This window comes from Alsobacter sp. P4_H11, assembly GCF_056400925.1.
Map to the genome: position 1 here is coordinate 417,792 of NZ_JBFUKI010000002.1, position 18,820 is coordinate 436,611.

Below are 18,820 nucleotides of genomic sequence, written 5' to 3' on the forward strand. Positions count from 1 at the left end.
TATCAATACAGTCGAATCATAATACATCTAGACCTTGCATTTAATCTTGTTGCTCGCTATACGAGCGCGCCGTTCTTTTGACACGATCGCTTGCAACCTGAGCGAGCGTTCTCTGTTGAAAGGCCCTGCGCTTGCGCTCTCTCGCCATTCTCGTCGTGCTGGCCGCATTTGCGGTTTCGCCGAACGGCGCCTCCGCGGCTCCGGCCCGAAAGAGCGCCGCGCCGTCTGAATCGGCCGCCATGGCGGCCTGGATTTCGGCGTTCCGGAAGGCCGAAGGCCTCGGCCCAGTGACGGCGGATCCCACGCTCGTGCGAGCGGCGGCTACCCAGGCGCTCGGGATGGCGCGGGCCGGGCAGATGTCGCACGAGATCGCCGGAAGCTTCCCGAGCCGCCTCAAGGCCGCCGGCGTGCAGGCCTATGTGGCCTCCGAGAATGTCGCGATGGGCCAGACGTCGGCCGCCGAGGCGCTCGAGGGGTGGAAGACGTCCCCGGGCCATCGCAAGAACCTGCTGATGTCCGGCGCGACCCGCATCGGTTTCGCGCATGCGCCCGGCCCCGGTCCGCGCGGCCCGGTCCAGTACTGGGCGCTCGTGCTCGCCGGGCCCGAACCGCGGGCGGACCGGCCGCCGCCCGGCGCGGCCGTGATGCCGGGCTTCTGGTGGGGCAGCGGCCGCCCCTGACCATCGGGACGAAACAGCACCCGGCGCCCAAATAAGCGTCGTCGCTACCGTATCGTTAAGAACCACAACTTAAAGTTGTGAAGCTCTCCTCCGTTGCGGCGGCTTCACGTCCCATGCTTTTCAGGCTCTCGATCAAGTTGAAGATCCTGTTCGCGATGTCGCTCCTTGGCGCCGTCGCGCTCACGATCGCGATGCATGCGGTATTGTCCACCCGGCAGGTCAGCGCGTTGTTTCCCTCCCTGCGCGTCGTGGTGCGCGAGAGTCTTTCGGCCGAACGGCTGGACAATCTGGTGCACCGGGCCGTGATGGAATCGCGTGGGCTGTATCTCGCGCAGAGCCCCGGCGAGGCTCAACGCTTCATCCACGGCCTAAGCGCGGCCCTGACCGAGATCGAAGGCATGGATCTGGCCTGGACGGACAACCGGGTCGCCCTGGCGGAAGGCGGAATCCGCAAGGGCATCGCCGAATTCGTGGCGTTCCGTAAGAAGCTGCTCGAGATGGCCGAAGCCGGAAATCTCGACGGCGTGAGGCAAACCGGCAATACGGGCCAGAACCGAAATGTCCGCGAACAACTGAGCGAGGCCCTCACGGCCCTGAAGGCGAATTCGGAGGAGCACATGTGGTCCTCCGGCAAGGCGGCGGCCGACGAAATCCGCTCCATGCAGGCCCTCGTGACCCTGATCGCGATCACGTGCGTGCTGACGGCCGGAGGCCTGTCGTTTTTCCTGAGCGTTCAGGTCATCGCCGATCCGATCACGAATCTCACCCAGATCATGAAGCGCCTCGCCCAGGGCGACACCTCCGTGACCCTGCCGCCGCTGGACCGGGCGGACGAGATCGGCGAGATGGCGCGCGCACTCGAGGTGCTGCGGGACGCCGTGAAGCGCAACAACGACCTCGTCGCCGAACTGAAGAACCGCGACGACCGCGAAGCGGTTTTGCGGCGACAGGCCGCCGTTCGCGACCGGGTTGCGGCTTTCGACCAGCGCCTGCGTGCCTGGATCAACGAAATCGGCGACATGGTGGCCAATCTGGCGGCGTCCGCCGGCACGATGACGGCCGCCTCCACGCGCTCCCGGCAGGGCAGCGAAAGCATGGCGGCCTCCTCCCGGCGCACGGCCGAGGAGGTTTCACTGGCCGCCGCTGCAGCCGAGCAGTTGTCGCGCTCGGTGGAGGACATCGAGCGCCGGATCGTCGAGTCGGCCGCGGTGGTGCGCCAGACCGTCGAGACGGCGCGCCAGACCGGAGCGGCCGTGGACGAGCTCGCGAGCATTTCGAGCCGGGTGGGCGGCGTCGTCCAGGTGATCGGCGAGATCGCGGGCCAGACGAACCTGCTTGCGCTGAACGCCACGATCGAGGCGGCGCGTGCCGGCGAAGCGGGGCGCGGCTTCGCGGTGGTGGCCGCGGAAGTGAAGTCGCTCGCAGCCCAGACGGCGCGCGCCACGGCCGAGATCGCCGAGCAGATCGACGCCATCCAGCGCGCCGGCGCGGGGTCGGCCCTCGCGCTGAATGCGATCCAGAGCAAGATCGCGCAGGTCGACCAGATTTCCACCGCCATCGCGGTGACGGCGGACCAGCAGCGCAGCGCCACCGCGAGCATCGCGGCTTCGATCCGCTCCACGGCGGATGGCGCGGAGGCGATGGTGCGGCTCGCCGAAGACGTCGACGGCTCGTCGTTTGAAAGCGCGTCCAGCGCGGGCGCGTTTCTGGCCGCGGTGCGCGAGATCGACTCGCAGGCGGTCGCGATGCGCGAAGAGGTCGAGCGCTTCTTCCAGACGCTGGAAGCCGCCTGACCGGCCCACCCGGTGGAACCGACCCGACAACCTCGCGTTGCCAGCCCAGCGGGGGCTTGACGTATAGCGAGGAACGCATGGACACGGATCGCGTGGCGGGAACGGTCACCAACATCGCCGGCAAGGTGGAAGACGCCGCCGGCCGGCTGACGGGAGATGCGGGGACGCAGGCCCGCGGGCTCGCCGACCAGGCGACCGGGGCGGCCCAGAACGCCTATGGCCGGGCCAAGGACACGGTGCGCGACATGGCGGACCGGGCTCCTGAATCGCTGGGCGAAGGCGCCGCCCTGCTGCACCGGCAGGTCCAGGCGAACCCCATCGGGGCGCTCGCGGTGGCGGCTTTCGCGGGCTTCGCGCTCGCGACGATCCTGCACGGCCGTCGCTGATCCATCTGCCGGGCGGCTTCGGCCGCTGCGGCGCTGACGGGGCTCGGCGGTTCAACGATGCCCCTCATCCTGAGGAGCATCGCCTCTTGGCGATGCGTCTCGAACGACGAGGGGTCCAAAGGGCTCCGACAGTCGTGCAAGCTGGAATCCCCCGTCCTTCGAGACGCAGGCCGAAGATGGCCTGCTCCTCAGGATGAGGGCACTCAGGGTGATCACCCGATTATCCGGCCAGGCTCTCAGGATCAGAAGGTCTTCGAATTGCGGCGCTTCAGAGCGCGGCGACCTTTTCGGCGTACTCGGCGCGCAGCGACTTGAAGAAGCCGGTCTGCATCGGCCACCACCAGATGTCCTCTATGGTGGCCGAACTCGGATAAATCATTTCGAATGACGCCTTGGCGAGCGGCGACAGAAAGGCTTCTGCGCCCGCCGCGCAGCTGTTGTAGCCCGTCGCCTCGGCGAATTTCGCGCCGGTTTCGGGGCGCATCAGGTGGTCGATCAGCGCGTAGGCCTGGTCGAGATTGGCGGCCCCGGACGGGATCGCGATGGTGTCCGTCCAGCCGAGCCCGCCCTCCTTGGGCATGCCGTAGCGCCAATGCGGCCCCACCGTCCGGTTCAGGAGCACGCCCGTGCTGTCCCAGGTCTGCCCGATCACGCAGCCCGCCTGGGTAAAACCGCGCGTGGCCTCGGCGGCGTCGTTCCAGCGCGCCGCGATGGCGCCGCGCCGCTCGGCCATGAAGCGTAGGCAGGCCTCCATGACGCGGCGGCAGTCGTCCTCGCTGCGATACATGTCCATGCCGCGGTTCGACCGCTCGAGCCCTGAGGCGTCCAGATGGAGCGCTACGCCGGTGAGCGCCGACTTGGGCCGGATCAGCGCCCGTTTCCCGAGCGCCGTATCCCACACCATGCCGTATGACAATTCCCCGGAACGCACCGGAAATCGCCGCGAGTCATATGTGATGCCCTCGGTGCCCCAATCGAACGGGATCAGGTAGCGCCGGCCCCGGTGCGTCGCCCCGAGGCTCACGGAGGTGCGGTAGATGGACGGGATCACGCGGTCGCCCGTGAAGCGGCGCTCGTCGATAGGCTGAAGCAGGTTCAGCGCATAGTAGTTGGGAGCCGTGTCCACGGACGGGAACACGAGGTCGTAGCCGCGGCCCTTGGTGGCGGTGAGCCGGGCCTCGAGTTCCTCGTTGGAGCCGAAGGTCGAGAGTTCGACGAGGACGCCGGTGCGCGCCTCGAAATCAGCCAGGATCGTGTTCTTGTCGAAGAAATCCGACCAGGCGTAGACCTGCACGCGCCCCGAGGTCGAAAGTGCGTCGCTCGCCCGCAGGATGGCCGGGGCCGCGACGCCCATGACGGCGAGCCGCAGGGCGGCCCGTCGCGTCAGCAGGGGTGCGGCGTCGGTCATCGGTCGCTCCGAAACGAGAACCGCGGGTGCAGAACGGGCGCGACCTTCGCGCAGGTTGCGGCCGCCTGTCTGTGAACCTGTTCACACGTCCTAGTTGTACCCTCAATCGCGGGTCGCTGTCCTCATGATGCGGCGCCGGGCGACCAAAGCCAGATGCGCATGGGCTCGTCGACATTCTTGAGCACGCGGGAGCCCGCGTCCTGGAGCGGCGCGTCCACCCTGCCGCGCACGAATTGCCGGACGATGTCGGTCAGCGCGATGGCTCCGGGCTCGGCGATCTCCTGGATCCGGACCGCAATCGTGACCGTCTCGCCGAAGCGGTCGGCGTGCTTGAACACCACCTCGCCGGCCGCGATGCCGATGCGAAACCGGATGTCGCCGCCCGCGAGCCGCGAGGCTGGGTCCGCCAGCACGGATTCCTGAAAGGCGACCGACCATTCCACCGCGTCGACGGCGCTCTGGAACTCGACCAGCGCGCCATCGCCCAGCACCTTGAACAGCGTGCCGCGCCGCTGCGCGATGGTGGGCGTCATCACCTGCCCGAAGATGCGGTCGATGGCGGCCAGCGTGGCGTGCTCGTCCTCGTGGATGAACCGGCCATAGCTGACGAAATCCAGCGACACGATCGCGGCGAGCCGCCGCCCGGACTGGGCGTTGCGGGCCCATTTCTGCCGGCGCAGAACGGAACGGATGCGGGCGAGCAGCTCGCGCAGCTCGCAGGGCTTCGACACGTAGTCGTCCGCCCCCATCTCGAGGCCGATCACGCGATCGATGGAGCTGGCCGTGGCGGTGAGCATGATCACGGGCGTCGGGAAGGTCTGCTTGACCCAGCGCAGGATCGAGAGCCCGTCCTCGGTCGGCATGTTGAGGTCCAGCACCACGAGATCGGCCGGCCGGCTGACGAGGACGGAGCGCAGCGAGCCGCCGCCGTCGCACAGCGTCACCTCGAAGCCCTGCATGCGCAGGTAGTCGCCCACCATCTCGCGGGCCGGAGCCTCGTCGTCGACCACGACGATGTGTTGCGCCTGGCTCATGCGGCGTCGCCCTGGCGGATGGGCAGGCTCAACTGGAAGGTGCTGCCGGTCGCGGGCCCATCGCTGAGCGCCTCGATGCGCCCGTCATGAAGATCGACGATGCGCTTGGCGATCCAGAGGCCGAGCCCCGTGGAGCCCTCGCCCGCGGTGGGCTTGGCGGACAGCCTCTGGAAGCGGCCGAACAGGCGGCCGACGTCCTCGCTGGAGAGACCAGGACCGTTGTCGCGGACGCGGATCACCGCCTCGTCGCCCTCCAGATGCGCCGAGACCAGGATGCGCTCGCCCATGGGGGAGTATTTCACCGCGTTGCTGACGAGGTTGTCGACTGCTTCCTCGAGCCGGTCGGGATCGATGCGGGCCGGCAGCGCGGCTTCCACGTCGATGTCGATGATCTGGCCCTTGCGCTCAGCCAAGGGCCGGTTGGCCTCGGCGACGCGCCGGATGATGTCGGCCAGGTCGTGGGTTTCCAGCCGGATGCTGATGTCCAGAGCGTCCGTCATCGCGTCCGTGATGAGGCGGTCGACCAGGGTGGTGAGGTAACGCGCCGACTTGCGGATGTGCTCCACCTGGGTCTCGACCGCAGCCTTCTGCAGAGGTTCGCGCCCGGCAAGGTCGGACAGGATCTCGGTGCGGCCCAGGATGACGCTGAGCGGGTTTTTCAGGTCGTGCGCGACGGTGCCGAGCAACTCGCTCTGGAACGCGTTGGCGCGGCGCAGGCGCGCCCACTGGGCTTCGAGGCGCTGGTTGGCTGAGGTGAGCTCGCGCGTGCGCTGCTTGACGCGATCATCCAGCAGCGCGTTGGCGTCCTGCAGTTGCTGGTAGAGCAGCACGTTGTCGAACGCGATGCTAAGGCGGCTGCAGAACACCTCCACGAGCGCCCGGTTCGTCGCCGAAAGCTCCTGGCTGGTGTCCAGCAGCACCACGACCTCGCGGCCGCTCGCGGTGCGGATATAGATCAGGAAGTGCCGCGGCAGATATTCGGTGCGCCCGCACGTGAAGGCGTGCTCCACCAGGCCGCGGACCTCGGGATCGAGCGAGGTCACGCCCTGGCGGACATATTGCTCGTAGCAGCCCGACCCGGCCAGCACCGAGACGCCGCCCTCCGTGGCGCCCGAATCCCGCAGCACGAGGATGCCCGCACAGTCGACGTTGAGCAGCGAGCCGATCTGCGTGAGCACGCCCTCGGCGAGGCGTTGCATGGACTTGAAGTCGAACAGCGTCGAGGCCGCGTCGACGATGATCTCCAGGCCGCGGCGCGTTTCCTCCATGCGCTGGATCTGCTGGTAGCTGCGCAGCGCGGCCGTCAAAGAGGTAAAAAGCTTGTCGGCCGTTAGCTCGGTCTTGGCCTTGTAGTCGTTGATGTCGTAGTCGAGGATGACGCGCTTTTCGGGCGCCTGTCCGGGCTGTCCGGTGCGCAGGATGATGCGGATCATCTCGTTGCCGAGGTCGCGCCGGATGAAATCCACCAGTTCGAGGCCGGCCGTTTCGCTTTCCATCACGACGTCGAGCAGCACGGCCGCGATGTCCGGGTGCTGGCGCATGAGTTCGCGGCCCTCGGCGGCCGAATGGGCCGAGAGGATCTCCAGCCCCATGCCGGCGAGCTCGTAGTCGGCGAGCGCAAAGCGGGTGCCCTCGTGCACGGCGTCGTCATCGTCGATCACCGCGATTTTCCAGCTGCGGGCGCGCCTGTCCCGCGCCGGCGCGGGCACTTCTGGCTCGTCGATGAAGGTGAGCAGGTCTTCGGATTCAGCCATGGAGGATGTCCTGGGGCGTGTCGGCGCCGGCCGCTCTGGAATTTCCGGCAACTGGCGGAGTCGCTTGGGTCCTGGCCTGCGTATCGCCGGGCGCAACGCGGGGCAGCACGAGCACGAAGGTGGTTCCGTGGCCCTCCACGGAGGACAGCGTGATGCGGCCGCCGAGGCGCTGCGTGACCACGTTGTAGACGATGTGCAGGCCAAGCCCGGTGCCGCCCTGGCCGCGCCGGGTGGTGAAGAAGGGATCGAAGGCCTGGCGCATCACCTCGCCCGGCATGCCGCGGCCATCGTCCGAGAAATGGATCTCGACGTATTCGGACCCGCGCGGCCGGCCAATGATGCTGATGTGGCCACCCGTCTGGTCGGGAAACGCGTGCGTGACGGTGTTCAGGAACAGATTGGTGAGCACCTGCCCGTAGGCGCCGGCGTCGCCGTCCATCTGGATGCCGTCCGGGATGTCGACCACCAGGTTGAGCCGGCGGAGCTTCAGCCCCGGCCGCAGGCTGGCGAGGATGTCCTCGGTGGCGGCGCGAAGATCGAACACGCGCCGATCGGCGTGGCTCCGGTCCACCGCGACCTGCTTGAAGGACTGGATGAGATCGCCGGCGCGCTGCAGGTTGGCGACGAGCTGGCGGGCGGCGTCGCGGTTCTGGTCGACGAAGGCGGCGAGCTGCGAGCGGCGCAGCTGCCCGGCCTCGAGCTCGCCCGCGAAGGTCTTGCAGCGCTCTGCCAGCGCGGACGCCACCGTGAGGCTGATGCCGACCGGGTTGTTGACCTCGTGCGCGACGCCGGCGACCAGGCCGCCGAGGGCTGCGAGCTTCTCCGCCTCGATCAGGCTCTGCTGCGTGTCGCGCAGGTCCGCGAGAGCGCGCTCGGCTTCCTCCTTGGAGGCGCGCAGGTCCGCCTCGGCCTGCTGCTTGGCGATGGCGTTGTTCTGGAACACCTCCACGGCGCGGGCCATGTGGCCGATCTCGTCGCGGGCGTCCGCGCCCTCGACATGGTGGTCGAAGCGGCCCGCCACGATGGCGCCCATGGCGACGCCGATCTCCTCCAGCGGACCGCTGACGCTGCGGGCGATCACGGCGCCCAGCACCACGATGATGACCACGAGCGCGAGCGTGAGCACGCCGACCCACACGAACACGCCGCGCAGCACGCGGTCGAGGCGGTTCTGCACCTGCATCTCGCGCTCGGCGGTGCGCCGCGCGATCGCGCCGGCGGCCTGCGCCATCTCGGCGCCGCTGCGGTCGATGGTGTCGCGCAGTAGCCGGGCCTGCAGGTTGAGGCTCGCTGACAGCCTGTCGAGGCCCGCCGCCAGCGTCTCGGCGCGTTCGCCGAGCTTGCGCAGCGCCTGCTTCTGGAGGTCGGTCTCGGCGAGGTCGAGCATCACCGGGACGGTTTTCTCGATGGTGGCGATGTTGCGGAAGGCTTCCTCGGCGGAATCGTAGGAGAGCGAGAAATAATAGGCGTTGGCGGCCACCAGCGTGGCCGAGAAGGCCTCGCGCGATTTGCCGAGCGCCGGCAGCACCAGCGAGCCGCGCCCCTCGGAGGCGCCCTGCAGGATGGCGTAGAGGCCCGACATCTCGCGGGCGGATTTCAGCACCTCGTCGTCGTAGATCCGCGAGATCTGGCCCCGGACGTCCCGCAGCGCGTCGAAGCCGGCCAGCAGCCGCTCGGTGATGCGCGTCAGCGCGCTGGCCTCCTGCGCGATGGTGGCGTCGCGCGAGTCCGCGCCCTTGAGGGAGCCCATCAGGGCGGCCCGGCGCCGTTCGATCTCGGCCAGCACATCCGGGTTGGGCTGCGTGAAGTAACGGTGGATCAGGCTCTGCAGCCGCCCGGCCTCGCCCTCGACCGACAGGAGCAAGCGGTCCGACTGGCGCACCTGGAGGAGTTGCGCCCAGGTGGCGTTCAGAACCTTGGCGCCGTCCCAGATCACAATGGCGAGCACCACCACGATGGCGGAGTTGATCCCGGCGATCGACATGATGCGCCAGCGGATCGGAAAGCGGCGGATCACCCGCTCGACAGCCTGCCTGAACGTCCCGAAGGGCGCGGCGCCGATCAGCCCGCCCGGCTCCGTGGCGGCCTGGTCGGGCGCGGTCATTGCACCTGCCGGATGCGTTCGACGAGGTCGCGCAGAACCGGGTCGTCGAGCGCCTTGTCGCGCAGCTCGCGCGTGGCGTCCTCGAAGCCAGCCCTGTCCGTCAGGGTCGTGATGGTGTTGCCGGCGTCCTCGGCCTGGCGACGGGCGCGGTTTTCCCAGGTGGTCCAGACCTCATGCATGAAGGCGCTGGACTCGGCGGCGGCCTCCCGGAACAGCGCCTGGTCCTTCGCCGAAAGCCCATCCCAGGCCTTCTTCGACATGGTGAGGATCTCGGGCCCGATCGTGTGCTCGGTGAGCGTGTAGTAGCGGGCGGCCGTGAAATGGTTGGTGGACACATAGGACGGCCAGTTGTTTTCGGCGCCGTCGATGAGGCCGGACGTCAACGCCGGCATGACCTGCCCGTAGGAGAGCGGCACCGGTTCCGCGCCGAGCGCCCTGACCATCGCGATCGCGGTTTCGGATTGCTGGACGCGGATGCGCAGGCCCTTCAGGTCCGCGACGGTCCGCACCGGGCGGACGCTGTTGTAGATCGAGCGCGCGCCCGAGTCGTAGAAGGCGAGCCCGACGAGCCCCTTGGGCTCCAGCGACCGGAGAAGCTCGTCGCCGATCGGCCCGTCCAGCACCTTGCGCAGGTGCTCGCCCGAGCGAAACAGAAACGGCAGCACCAGAACGGACAGCTTGGGCGCAAGCGCGGTCAGCGGCGCCACGTTGGTGCGGTTGATGTCGATGGCGCCCGCCATCGTCTGCTCGATGGTGTCCTTTTCCTCGCCAAGCTGGCTGGCCGAGAACACCTTGACGGTGAGGCGGTCCCCCGTCCGCTCCGCCAGAAGCCGGCTGAGGTGGTGGAGCGCCTGGACGGTGGGGTAGCCCTCGACCTGGTTGTCGGCGGCCCGGAAGTCGCGCGCCTGCGCGGCCGGCGATCCCGCCTCGAGGCCGAGCGCGGCGAACATCGCGCAGGCAAGCCGGAAGCCGCCTCGCATCGCCATTCCCCGAACCTCCCGCTGGTTGAGCTACTAACGTAGTTTCAACCAAGAATACGCACCGGCGGGGAGAACGCCAAGCCGAAGGTCACCAAGGCGCAACGCTATGGCTTTTGTGACGTTGTTGGGCGCTTAACCCCTCGGAGAAAGCACAATGAGAGCACCCTTCATGAAGACCGTCGCGGCGGCGGCGCTCGCCGTCGGCAGCTTCATCGCCATTCTGGCGACGACCGGCGCGGCTGAAGCCCGTCACTACGGCCGGCATCATGGCTGGGGCGGCCATCATCGCACCGTCGTGGTCCGCCACTACGGACGCGGGCCGCACTATGGCTGGCGTCGCGGCCACCACTATGGCTGGCGTCACCACGGCGGTCCGCGCCATCATTGGCGCTGAGCAGCCAGGTCGACATCGAAACCCCGGAGCCTCGCTCCGGGGTTTTTTGCATCAGGCCCCCGCGGCCTGCGCGACCACGCCGAGATGCGGCTCGGCAGGAGGCCGCTCGGCTGCGACTTCGGCGGGCTCCACGTCAGCCATCGCGGTCTGGGCCGCCACGACGGCCTCGGCCAGCGTCGTCACCAGCTGCGCCGGAGCGATCACCTCGCGCAGGCCCTCGATCGCTTCCGGATCGTCCTGCTTCCAGTAGCCGACCACGATCGTGGCGTCCGGCGCCTTGCGCTTCAGGCGACGCAGCGCATAGCGGATGTGGACCGGGCTCGAGGTCTCGAACACCGACAGGCAGATCACCTCCACGCCGCGCAAATCGAGCCGGAACAGGTTGGAGAGCGTAAGGACCTCGGGGGCGAGCACGCGCGTGCGCAGGCCCCGCCGGCGCGACAGCAGCGCGAACAGCATCGCGGCTGCATCGTCCAAGGCGTTGCGCAGGCCGACGCTGACGACGGGCCGCGGCGTGCCGTCGTCGACATCCCCGTCCTCGCCCCAGGCGTCCGGAAGCGCGGTATCGTCCGTCGAGACGAGATCCTCGAGGTCGTCGACGAGTTCGCCGACCGAGTCCCGAACGGTGGTCATGCGTTCCGGCTCCAGCGCGCCGCGGGTGGCGTCCTGCGCGCCGAGCCTGATGCCGGGCAGCGCCACGGTGTCGAGATACTCGGCCATGCTGGCGTCTTCGAGGAAAGTCTCGGCCTGCTCCACCGCCTCGGTGGGGTCGGCGGCCAGCATGCGCTGATAGAACATCTCGGGCGCGGAGAGCACGGGCTGGTCGCCGAACAGCACGTCGAACACGGACAGCTGCTCCACATGGCGGCCGAGCACGACAAGGCACACGGTGAGCGGCGTCGCGAGCACGAGGCCGATCGGGCCCCAGAGCCAGGTCCAGAACGTCGCCGCAGTGACGACCGCCACCGGTGAGAGGCCCGTGCTCTGGCCATAGACCAGCGGCTCGATGACGTGGCCGACGATCGGCTCTACGATCAGGAACAAGGCCGCGGTCCACACCAGCATGGTCCAGCCGGGATCGACGGCCGCAGCCAGCGCGAGCGGAAACAGCGCCGAGATCGCCGCGCCCACATAGGGGATGAAGCGCATCACGGCCGCTAACACGCCCCACAGCACCGGCGTGGGCACGCCGATGAAGAACAGCCCGGTTCCGACCACCACGCCAAACGACGCATTCAGGGCGACCTGGACCAGGAAGAATTTGCTGAGCCGGTTGGCGGCGTCGTCCATCGCGGCCGTGGTGCGATGCAGGTCCTGTGCGCCCGCGAGGCGGATCATGCGATTACGAAGGTCCTCGCGCCTCATCAGGATGAAGATCACGAAGATGATGATGATGCCGGTGGTGGCCAGCGGGTGCAGCAGCGGGCCGACCACGTTGGCGAGCGTCCGGAAGGCGCCGGACTCGGGCGCGCGCACCTCGACCGGTATCGGGGCTGAATTCTCGGTCGGGTTGCGCGAAAGCGCCGGCGTTCCGTTCTGCTCGGGCTTCTGCAATTCTTTGCCGAGGTCCTGCAGCACGTCGGCGGCGCGCTCCAGGGCGCCGTTTCCGGCCGCCATGCCGCGCACGCTCTTGATCTTGTCCCGGATCGTCCGCTCGTAGCTCGGCAGCTCGCTCGCCAGGCCGGTGACCTGCCCGGCGATCACGGTGCCGAGGCCCGCGATGATCAGGAACGCGGACAGCACGACGCCGATCACCGCGACCGCCTTGGGGACTTTCACCCGTTGAAGCATGCGCACGAGCGGCGCGAGCACGAAGCTCAGCAGCACCGCGAGGGCGAGCGGGATCAGGATCTCGCGGCCGAAATACAGCGCGCACGTCACCACCACGGCGACGATGACGCCAACCATGATGGACATGGATCGCTGCAGCTCGAGCGCGGCGTTGGGAGGTGTCGCAGGCGCCATGGTTCATTGTCTCGTGGCGCGGAAGTCGCGCCCTCCCGAACAGCGATGCCCAGCCCAAGGTTCCCGCCGACGCAGGATCGCCGCATTGCGGGACGACGCTCCCGCGGGGGCGCGCATCGCTGGAGATCACACGATGGCAGCCGAGTGGACGCTGGAAGCCGTGCAGGCGCTGAAGACCATGGCTCAGAACCGCGAGCCGGCCTCCGCCATCGCGATGCGGCTCGGCATGGACCTGAACGCCGTGCGGGCCAAGCTTCTCCAGCTCGGGATCGCGCCCGCCCCGGACCTGCGCGAAGCCGATCGGGGCGACGCCGGTTCCGGGGACGCGCCCCGCCCGGACGCGGCCGGCGACGAGGTTCGCCTCCATACGATGTAGAGCTCGAGGCGCGACCTAGACCATTAGCCAAGCCGTCGGGCAGGATGAAGCGCTAGGCAGCAGGCCCTTTTTGCGGTCCCATCCTGTGCGCCATGCGGCCGGGGAGCCGCAGGCCGATGGGACGGAACCGTGTCGATCGCGTTTTTCTCGGACGTTCACGGCAATCGGGAGGCTTTCACGGCCTGCCTGGCGGATGCGCGGCGTCGCGGCGTCGCCCGCTTCGTGCTGCTGGGCGATTATGTAGGCTATGGCGCCGACCCGGCCTGGGTGGTCGAGACCGTGGCGGAGCTGGTCGGCCGGGGGGCGTTCGCGGTTATGGGCAATCACGACGCCGGTGTCGAGACGCCTGACCCCGGCATGAACCCGGTCGCGACGGCCGCGCTGGCGTGGACGCGCGAGCAGCTGTCCCCGACGCATCTCGGTTTCCTGCGGTCGCTGCCGCTGTCCGCATTGGACGAAGGCCGGCTCTATGTTCACGCCAATGGGTGGGCGCCGGGAGACTGGGGCTATGTGACCTCGTCCGTGGAGGCCGAGCGCAGCATCCGCTCCGTGCAGCAGCGCTGGACCTTTTGCGGGCACACGCATGTGCCGATGCTCTACCACATGGCCCCGCACCGGCCGCCGGGCGAGTTCGAGCCCCTGCCGAACAAGCCGGTGCCGCTGGCCGCCTCGCGGCGGTGGCTGGCCGTGATGGGCTCTGTGGGCCAACCGCGCGATGGCAATCCGGCCGCCTGCTACGGCCTGCTGCGGCGCGATCCATTGGAGCTCACCATGGTGCGCGTGCCCTATGACGCGGAGGAGGCCGCCCGGAAGATCCTGGCGGCCGGCCTGCCCGAGAGCCTCGCCCGCCGGCTCAAGACGGGGCGCTGAATGGGGCAGGCCCGACCACAGCCCGGCGACGTGATCGACGGCTTTCGGCTGGACACGCTCGTGCATCGCGGGCCGATGAGCACGCTCTGGCGCGTGTCGCGGCCCGGGCGGGAGGGCGGCGCTCCGCTCGTGATGAAGATCCCGTCGCTCGCCGAGGGCGAGGATGTGTCCGCCATCGTGGGCTTCGAGCTGGAGCAGATGATCCTGCCGCGCCTGTCGGGCCCGCACGTGCCCCGCTTCGTAGCGGCCGGGGACTTCGACGAGACGCCGCATCTCGTGATGGAGTGGATCGAAGGCGAGAGCCTGCAGGCCATTCTGGCTCGCGAGGGCAAGCTCGCGCCGGAGCGCGTCTCCGCCATCGGGGTCGCGGCCGCGCGGGCGCTGCAGGACCTCCACCGCCAGCACGTGATCCACCTCGACCTGAAGCCCGCCAACATCCTGCTGCGGCCGAACGGCGACGTGACGTTCATCGATTTCGGCCTGTCCCGGCACGACGAGTTGCCGGACCTGCTGGCCGAGGAATCCGACGCTCCGATGGGCACCAGCCCGTATATCTCGCCCGAGCAGGTGCTTGGCGTGCGCACGGAGCCCAAGAGCGACCATTTCGCGCTTGGCGCCGTGCTGTACGAGCTGACGACGGGGAGCCAGCCCTTCGGCGACCCGCAACGCAAGGCCGGCATGATGCGCCGGCTCTGGCGCGATCCCGTTCCGCCGCGCGCCCTCGAGCCGGCCTGCCCGCCGTGGCTGCAGGAGGCCATCCTGCGCTGCCTCGCGGTGGAGCCGGGCCGCCGCTTCGGCAGCGCGGCGCAGCTCGCTTTCGCGCTCTCCAATCCCGAGCAGGCTCCGCTCGGCCCCAATGCCGCCAAGCTGCGGCAGGACGGGTTCTGGACGGTGCTGCGCCGGCGGCTGCGGGCGCCGAAGCGGTCCGACTTCCAGACGCGGCGGGTCTCGGCAGATCTCGATGCGGCCGCCATCGTGGTGGCGGCCGTCGATCTCGCGGGCGGCGTCGACGAGCTTGCGGCGCGCGTGCGCGTCCAGGCCGGGCGGGCCGTGGAGGGGGAGCCCGGCGCGCGCCTCGCCTGCGTGACGGTGCTCAAGACGGCGCTTCTGTCGCTGGACGAAACCGCCGGCGAGCAGGGGCGCAGCGCCTATGTGCAGCGCCTCGTGGAGCTGAAGGACTGGGCCCGGGAGCTCGCCTTGCCGGCCGAAAAGGTGAGCTACCACGTGCTCGAAGCGGTCGACCCGGCCGCAGCGCTGATCGACTATGTGAGCAAGAACCAGGTGGATCATCTCGTGCTGGGCGCGCGCGGCGCCTCGGCGCTGCGGCGTTATCTGGGCAGCGTATCGTCCGAGGTGATCGCCAAGGCGCCCTGCACGGTGACGGTGGTGCGCCTGCCGGCCCCGGACACGGAAGGCTGACACCCGGAACCGCAGGCGCCGGCCGGGGGTTTTCGCGTGGACGCACCCCGAGGAGACCCGCATGAGCGCCGGATCGCCCGAAGCCTATCGGTTGCAGCCGAATGGCGGCATCCCGAATTCGCAGGTTCCGCTGCTGGTGTACCGCGAGGCGTTTCCGCCGTCCGGCGACGTGGCCCGGGCGTTCGAGCGCATCTTCGCGGCGAATGGCTGGACGCGGAGCTGGCGCAACGGCGTCTTCGACTATCACCACTTCCATTCCACCGCGCATGAAGTGCTGGGCGTGTCCAGGGGCGACGTGAAGGTGCAGTTCGGCGGCGAGGGCGGGCCCGTGATCGCCCTGGAAGCCGGCGACGCCGTCGCGATCCCGGCCGGCGTGGCGCATTGCAATCGCGGTCAATCGGACGACTTCGAAATCGTGGGCGCCTATGACGGCGGCCGCGACTGGGACGTCCGGCGCGGCGATCCGGGCGAACTCGACGCCGCCGTGGCGGCGATCGTGGCCGTGCCTGCGCCGACGCGGGATCCGCTGCATGGCGAAACGGGCGCGTTGCCAAGCCTGTGGGCGGCGGTGCCCGAAGCGCCGCCGGGTGTCGCATGAACGACCTGTTCTCGCGCTCGCAGCCGGATAATCCCACAGGCGTCGAGCCCACCAGCTTGCAGGAGCTCTACGCGCTTATGGCCGAAGGGGAGCCGCCCGGACCGGGCGTCGGCCGCTTCGTCCCCGGCGAAGGCCCCGCGGGCGCGCCGCTCCTGTTCGTAGGCGAGCAGCCGGGCGACCAGGAGGACGTTCAGGGCAGGCCCTTCGTCGGTCCGGCCGGTCAGTTGCTCGACCGGGCGCTGGCGGACGCGGGCGTGCCGCGCGGCGAAGCCTATGTGACCAACGCGGTGAAGCGGTTTCACTTCACGCAGCGCGGCAAGCGCCGCATCCACTAGAAGCCGTCCACGGGCGAGATCCGCAAGGAGCGCTGGTGGCTCGAGAAGGAAATCCGGCTGGTCGGCCCGCGGGTCGTGGTGGCGCTGGGCGCGACGGCCGTGCTGGCGCTCGCCGGCAAGCCGCTGCCCGTCACCAAAGCGCGCGGCCCGATCCGCTGGCCGGACGAGCGCGACGGCTACGTCACCGTGCACCCCTCCTACCTGCTGCGCCTGCAGGATCCCGGCGAGCGCCGCGTCGCCTACGAGGCTTTCGTGGGCGACCTGCGGCGCATCGGCGACATGTCGCGCTAGCGCCCCGGCTTCTTCACGGCCTCGGGGGCGGGCGGAAAGCGCGACAGGATGTCGGTCTCGGTCACGTCGCGGTGGTTGCGGGTGTACTGCTCGGAGGCGTCACGCAGGGGCTGGAAGTCCCACGGGTAGACGTTCCCCTTGGTGAGCGCCTTGAACACCAGCAGGCGTTGCTGCTGGCTGGAGATGACCTCCTGGCGGATCGCCTTGGCGTCAAAGCCGGCCAGCGCCTGCTTCAGCGTGGCGAGGCGGGACGCCTGGGCGGGGTCGGCGGCGAGATCGTGGTTCTCGTGCGGGTCCGTGGCGAGGTCGAAGAGCTGGTCCGGATCGGTTTCGCAGCTGATCAGCTTCCAGTCGCCCTGGCGCACCATGTACATCGGCGCGTGGACGCCCTCGGCGAGGTATTCGCCCACCACGATCCGGTCCGGCTCGTCGCGGCCTTCCAGCGCCGGCACGAGGCTGGCGCCGTCCACCGGGCGGGCCAGCGCGGCCGATCCGCCCGGCCTGGCGATGTCCACCAGCGTCGGCAGCAGGTCCGCGATGGAGGCCGGCGCGGCGACCCGGCGAGGCGCAAAGCGCCTGGGCGCATGCACCAGCAGGGGCACGCGGGCGGAGTGCTCGCGGTAGCTCATCTTGTACCAGAGGCCGCGCTCGCCGAGGAAGTCGCCGTGGTCGGACGTCACCAGCGTGACCGTGTCGTCCGCCATCCCGCAGGTCTCGAGCGTCTCCATGAGGCCGCCGATCAGGTCGTCCACATAAGTGATGTTGGCGTAGTAGCCGTGGCGCGAGGAGCGGATGTCGGCCTCGGTCACGTCGTAGTCGTCCATGGCCGACATGTCGTGCAGGCGGCGGCTGTGCGGGTCCATCTGCGCATACGGGATGGCGGGCGTGGCCGGCATGTCGATGTCGGCGTCCCGGTACTGGTTCCAGTATTTCGCCCGCGCCGCGTAGGGGTCGTGCGGGTGCGTGAAGGACACCATGAGGCAGAATGGCAGCGTGTCCTTGTAGCGGGCGAAGTCGAACAGGCGGCGACGGGCCAGGAACGCGACCTCGTCGTCATATTCGAGCTGGTTGGTGATCTCGGCGATCCCGGCCTGCTTCACCGAGGTCATGTTGTGGTACCACCAGTCGATCCGCTCCTGCGGCTTCGACCAGTCGGGCGTCCAGCCGAAATCGGCCGGGTAGATGTCGGTGGTCAGCCTCTCCTCGAAGCCGTGGAGCTGGTCCGGGCCGACGAAATGCATCTTGCCGGACAAGCAGGTGCGGTAGCCCTCCAGCCGCAGGTAGTGCGCGAAGGTCGGGATGGAGGAGCGAAACTCCGCCGCATTGTCGAACGCGCCCGTGCGCGAGGGCAGCAGGCCCGACATCATGGCGGCGCGGGCCGGGGCGCAGAGCGGGCTATTGGTGTAAGCGCTCTCGAAAACGACGCCCTCGTGGGCAAGCCGGTCCAGCGTCGGCGTCTTCACCACCGGGTGGCCATAGGCGGGCAGGAACGGGGCCGAGAGCTGGTCGGCGACGATCAGCAGGATGTTGGGCTTCTTCTCGGCCATTCCGGGCTCCCGTTCGGTTTGCATGCACCGTATCGCGCAACCGCGCCCGCGCTTTTCTCCTGCCGACCTTCGGTTCTGCAAGCGGGCGCTTGCACGGGCGCGGTTGCGGTTTGGCCGCGCAGGGCCAATTTGCTCAAACGCAAGGCTGCCTCAGCCTCCAAGGTTCACAACATCCCCCGACAGCGGAGCTTCCGATGACCAAGGTTCTGGTTCTCTACTACTCGTCCTACGGCCATATCGAGACCATGGCCAAGGCCGTCGCCGAAGGCGCGCGCGAGGGCGGCGCCGAAGTGGTGATCAAGCGCGTTCCCGAGACCGTGCCGGCCGAGGCCGCAAAGTCCTACGGCTTCAAGACCGAACATGAGTTCCCGGAAGCGACCGTCGCCGAACTGCCCGAGTACGACGCCATCATCTTCGGCGCGCCGACCCGGTTCGGCAACGTGGCCAGCCAGATGCGCAGCTTCATCGACCAGACCGGCGGCCTCTGGGCGCAGGGCAAGCTGGTCGGCAAGGTGGGCTCGGTGTTCACGTCCTCGGCGACCCAGCATGGCGGCCAGGAGTCGACCATCCTGAGCTTCATCCCCACGCTGATGCATCACGGCATGGTGGTGGTGGGCCTGCCCTACTCGTTCGCGGGCCAGATGGGTCTCGAGGAGATCAAGGGCGGCTCGCCCTATGGCGCCTCCACGATCGCGGGCGGTGACGGCTCGCGCCAGCCTTCGGCGGCCGATCTCGACGGCGCGCGGTTCCAGGGCAAGCACGTCGCCCAGATCGCCGGCAAGCTGGCCAGCTAAGGTCGCCAGATTTTCCCGAAGCGGCTTGCCCCCCGGCCGCTTCGGCTCCAGACGGCCTCCGAGCGCCCCTCTCGGAGGCCGTTTTCCGTTTC

16 protein-coding genes and 1 pseudogene are annotated in these 18,820 nt (G+C 69.0%); 10 read left to right on the top strand and 7 right to left on the bottom strand.

Annotation, left to right across the window (positions count from 1 at the left end):
• The first annotated feature begins 131 nt into the window (after positions 1-131).
• The 3 genes from AC1DSZ_RS05305 to AC1DSZ_RS05315 all read left to right on the top strand — a co-directional run bounded on the left by AC1DSZ_RS05305 (position 132) and on the right by AC1DSZ_RS05315 (position 2,859).
• Positions 132-680: a CAP domain-containing protein gene (locus tag AC1DSZ_RS05305; RefSeq protein ID WP_476837331.1), complete on the top strand. Its 549-nt coding sequence runs from the start codon at positions 132-134 to the stop codon at positions 678-680.
• Positions 681-793: 113 nt separating this feature from the next.
• Positions 794-2,473, top strand: coding sequence for a methyl-accepting chemotaxis protein (locus AC1DSZ_RS05310; RefSeq protein WP_476837332.1), 1,680 nt, complete (start codon positions 794-796; stop codon positions 2,471-2,473).
• A gap of 77 nt (positions 2,474-2,550) precedes the next feature.
• Complete coding sequence (locus tag AC1DSZ_RS05315; protein WP_476837333.1) at positions 2,551-2,859, top strand: CsbD family protein; 309 nt, start codon at positions 2,551-2,553, stop codon at positions 2,857-2,859.
• 268 nt (positions 2,860-3,127) lie between these two features.
• On the opposite strand, the gene AC1DSZ_RS05320 is transcribed toward AC1DSZ_RS05315, so the two are convergent.
• From AC1DSZ_RS05320 to AC1DSZ_RS05340, 5 genes are all read right to left on the bottom strand, one after another.
• Entirely contained in the window at positions 3,128-4,267 is a 1,140-nt protein-coding gene (locus AC1DSZ_RS05320) for an extracellular solute-binding protein (RefSeq protein ID WP_476837334.1), read from the bottom strand.
• A 122-nt stretch (positions 4,268-4,389) separates the two neighbouring features.
• Positions 4,390-5,301 carry a response regulator gene (locus AC1DSZ_RS05325; protein WP_476837335.1) on the bottom strand — a complete coding sequence of 304 codons (912 nt, stop codon included), beginning with the start codon at positions 5,299-5,301 and terminating at the stop codon, positions 4,390-4,392.
• Positions 5,298-7,055, bottom strand: a complete 1,758-nt coding sequence (locus AC1DSZ_RS05330) for an ATP-binding response regulator (RefSeq protein ID WP_476837336.1) — start codon at positions 7,053-7,055, stop codon at positions 5,298-5,300. The genes AC1DSZ_RS05325 and AC1DSZ_RS05330 overlap by 4 nt, the downstream gene beginning before the upstream one ends.
• Positions 7,048-9,159, bottom strand: coding sequence for a sensor histidine kinase (locus AC1DSZ_RS05335; protein WP_476837337.1), 2,112 nt, complete (start codon positions 9,157-9,159; stop codon positions 7,048-7,050). The genes AC1DSZ_RS05330 and AC1DSZ_RS05335 overlap by 8 nt, the downstream gene beginning before the upstream one ends.
• Positions 9,156-10,145: a TRAP transporter substrate-binding protein gene (locus AC1DSZ_RS05340; protein ID WP_476837338.1), complete on the bottom strand. Its 990-nt coding sequence runs from the start codon at positions 10,143-10,145 to the stop codon at positions 9,156-9,158. The genes AC1DSZ_RS05335 and AC1DSZ_RS05340 overlap by 4 nt, the downstream gene beginning before the upstream one ends.
• 148 nt (positions 10,146-10,293) lie before the next feature.
• Here AC1DSZ_RS05340 and AC1DSZ_RS05345 point away from each other — a divergent pair, with 148 nt between their 5' ends.
• Complete coding sequence (locus tag AC1DSZ_RS05345; RefSeq protein ID WP_476837339.1) at positions 10,294-10,533, top strand: hypothetical protein; 240 nt, start codon at positions 10,294-10,296, stop codon at positions 10,531-10,533.
• 51 nt (positions 10,534-10,584) lie between these two features.
• On the opposite strand, the gene AC1DSZ_RS05350 is transcribed toward AC1DSZ_RS05345, so the two are convergent.
• Positions 10,585-12,450: an AI-2E family transporter gene (locus AC1DSZ_RS05350; RefSeq protein WP_476837340.1), complete on the bottom strand. Its 1,866-nt coding sequence runs from the start codon at positions 12,448-12,450 to the stop codon at positions 10,585-10,587.
• Between the two features lie 181 nt (positions 12,451-12,631).
• Between AC1DSZ_RS05350 and AC1DSZ_RS05355 the strand changes: the two genes are divergently transcribed.
• The 5 genes and pseudogenes from AC1DSZ_RS05355 to AC1DSZ_RS05375 all read left to right on the top strand — a co-directional run bounded on the left by AC1DSZ_RS05355 (position 12,632) and on the right by AC1DSZ_RS05375 (position 16,387).
• Positions 12,632-12,874, top strand: coding sequence for a hypothetical protein (locus tag AC1DSZ_RS05355; RefSeq protein WP_476837341.1), 243 nt, complete (start codon positions 12,632-12,634; stop codon positions 12,872-12,874).
• A gap of 129 nt (positions 12,875-13,003) precedes the next feature.
• Positions 13,004-13,744 (top strand): metallophosphoesterase family protein, encoded by a 741-nt coding sequence (locus tag AC1DSZ_RS05360; protein WP_476837342.1) that lies wholly within the window; start codon positions 13,004-13,006, stop codon positions 13,742-13,744.
• On the top strand, positions 13,745-15,163 hold the full coding sequence (locus AC1DSZ_RS05365) for a protein kinase domain-containing protein (RefSeq protein ID WP_476837343.1): 1,419 nt from the start codon (positions 13,745-13,747) through the stop codon (positions 15,161-15,163). It begins immediately after the preceding gene.
• 61 nt (positions 15,164-15,224) lie between these two features.
• Complete coding sequence (locus AC1DSZ_RS05370) at positions 15,225-15,761, top strand: cupin domain-containing protein (protein WP_476837344.1); 537 nt, start codon at positions 15,225-15,227, stop codon at positions 15,759-15,761.
• Positions 15,762-15,838: 77 nt separating this feature from the next.
• Positions 15,839-16,387, top strand: a pseudogene (locus AC1DSZ_RS05375) (UdgX family uracil-DNA binding protein).
• Here the strand turns inward: AC1DSZ_RS05375 and betC are convergent.
• Positions 16,384-17,934, bottom strand: coding sequence for a choline-sulfatase (gene betC, locus AC1DSZ_RS05380; RefSeq protein WP_476837345.1), 1,551 nt, complete (start codon positions 17,932-17,934; stop codon positions 16,384-16,386). The pseudogene AC1DSZ_RS05375 and the gene betC overlap by 4 nt on opposite strands.
• 194 nt (positions 17,935-18,128) lie before the next feature.
• Between betC and wrbA the strand changes: the two genes are divergently transcribed.
• On the top strand, positions 18,129-18,728 hold the full coding sequence (wrbA, locus tag AC1DSZ_RS05385) for an NAD(P)H:quinone oxidoreductase (RefSeq protein WP_476837346.1): 600 nt from the start codon (positions 18,129-18,131) through the stop codon (positions 18,726-18,728).
• The last annotated feature ends 92 nt before the right edge of the window (positions 18,729-18,820 follow it).

Excerpts from the sequence above, each read along its gene's own strand:
- AC1DSZ_RS05310 (WP_476837332.1), top strand. The coding sequence starts at position 794 with ATGCTTTTCAGGCTCTCGATCAAGTTGAAGATCCTGTTCGCGATGTCG.
- AC1DSZ_RS05315 (WP_476837333.1), top strand. The coding sequence starts at position 2,551 with ATGGACACGGATCGCGTGGCGGGAACGGTCACCAACATCGCCGGCAAG.
- AC1DSZ_RS05320 (WP_476837334.1), bottom strand. The coding sequence starts at position 4,267 with ATGACCGACGCCGCACCCCTGCTGACGCGACGGGCCGCCCTGCGGCTC.
- AC1DSZ_RS05325 (WP_476837335.1), bottom strand. The coding sequence starts at position 5,301 with ATGAGCCAGGCGCAACACATCGTCGTGGTCGACGACGAGGCTCCGGCC.
- AC1DSZ_RS05330 (WP_476837336.1), bottom strand. The coding sequence starts at position 7,055 with ATGGCTGAATCCGAAGACCTGCTCACCTTCATCGACGAGCCAGAAGTG.
- AC1DSZ_RS05335 (WP_476837337.1), bottom strand. The coding sequence starts at position 9,159 with ATGACCGCGCCCGACCAGGCCGCCACGGAGCCGGGCGGGCTGATCGGC.
- AC1DSZ_RS05340 (WP_476837338.1), bottom strand. The coding sequence starts at position 10,145 with ATGGCGATGCGAGGCGGCTTCCGGCTTGCCTGCGCGATGTTCGCCGCG.
- AC1DSZ_RS05345 (WP_476837339.1), top strand. The coding sequence starts at position 10,294 with ATGAGAGCACCCTTCATGAAGACCGTCGCGGCGGCGGCGCTCGCCGTC.
- AC1DSZ_RS05350 (WP_476837340.1), bottom strand. The coding sequence starts at position 12,450 with ATGTCCATCATGGTTGGCGTCATCGTCGCCGTGGTGGTGACGTGCGCG.
- AC1DSZ_RS05355 (WP_476837341.1), top strand. The coding sequence starts at position 12,632 with ATGGCAGCCGAGTGGACGCTGGAAGCCGTGCAGGCGCTGAAGACCATG.
- AC1DSZ_RS05365 (WP_476837343.1), top strand. The coding sequence starts at position 13,745 with ATGGGGCAGGCCCGACCACAGCCCGGCGACGTGATCGACGGCTTTCGG.
- AC1DSZ_RS05370 (WP_476837344.1), top strand. The coding sequence starts at position 15,225 with ATGAGCGCCGGATCGCCCGAAGCCTATCGGTTGCAGCCGAATGGCGGC.
- betC (WP_476837345.1), bottom strand. The coding sequence starts at position 17,934 with ATGGCCGAGAAGAAGCCCAACATCCTGCTGATCGTCGCCGACCAGCTC.
- wrbA (WP_476837346.1), top strand. The coding sequence starts at position 18,129 with ATGACCAAGGTTCTGGTTCTCTACTACTCGTCCTACGGCCATATCGAG.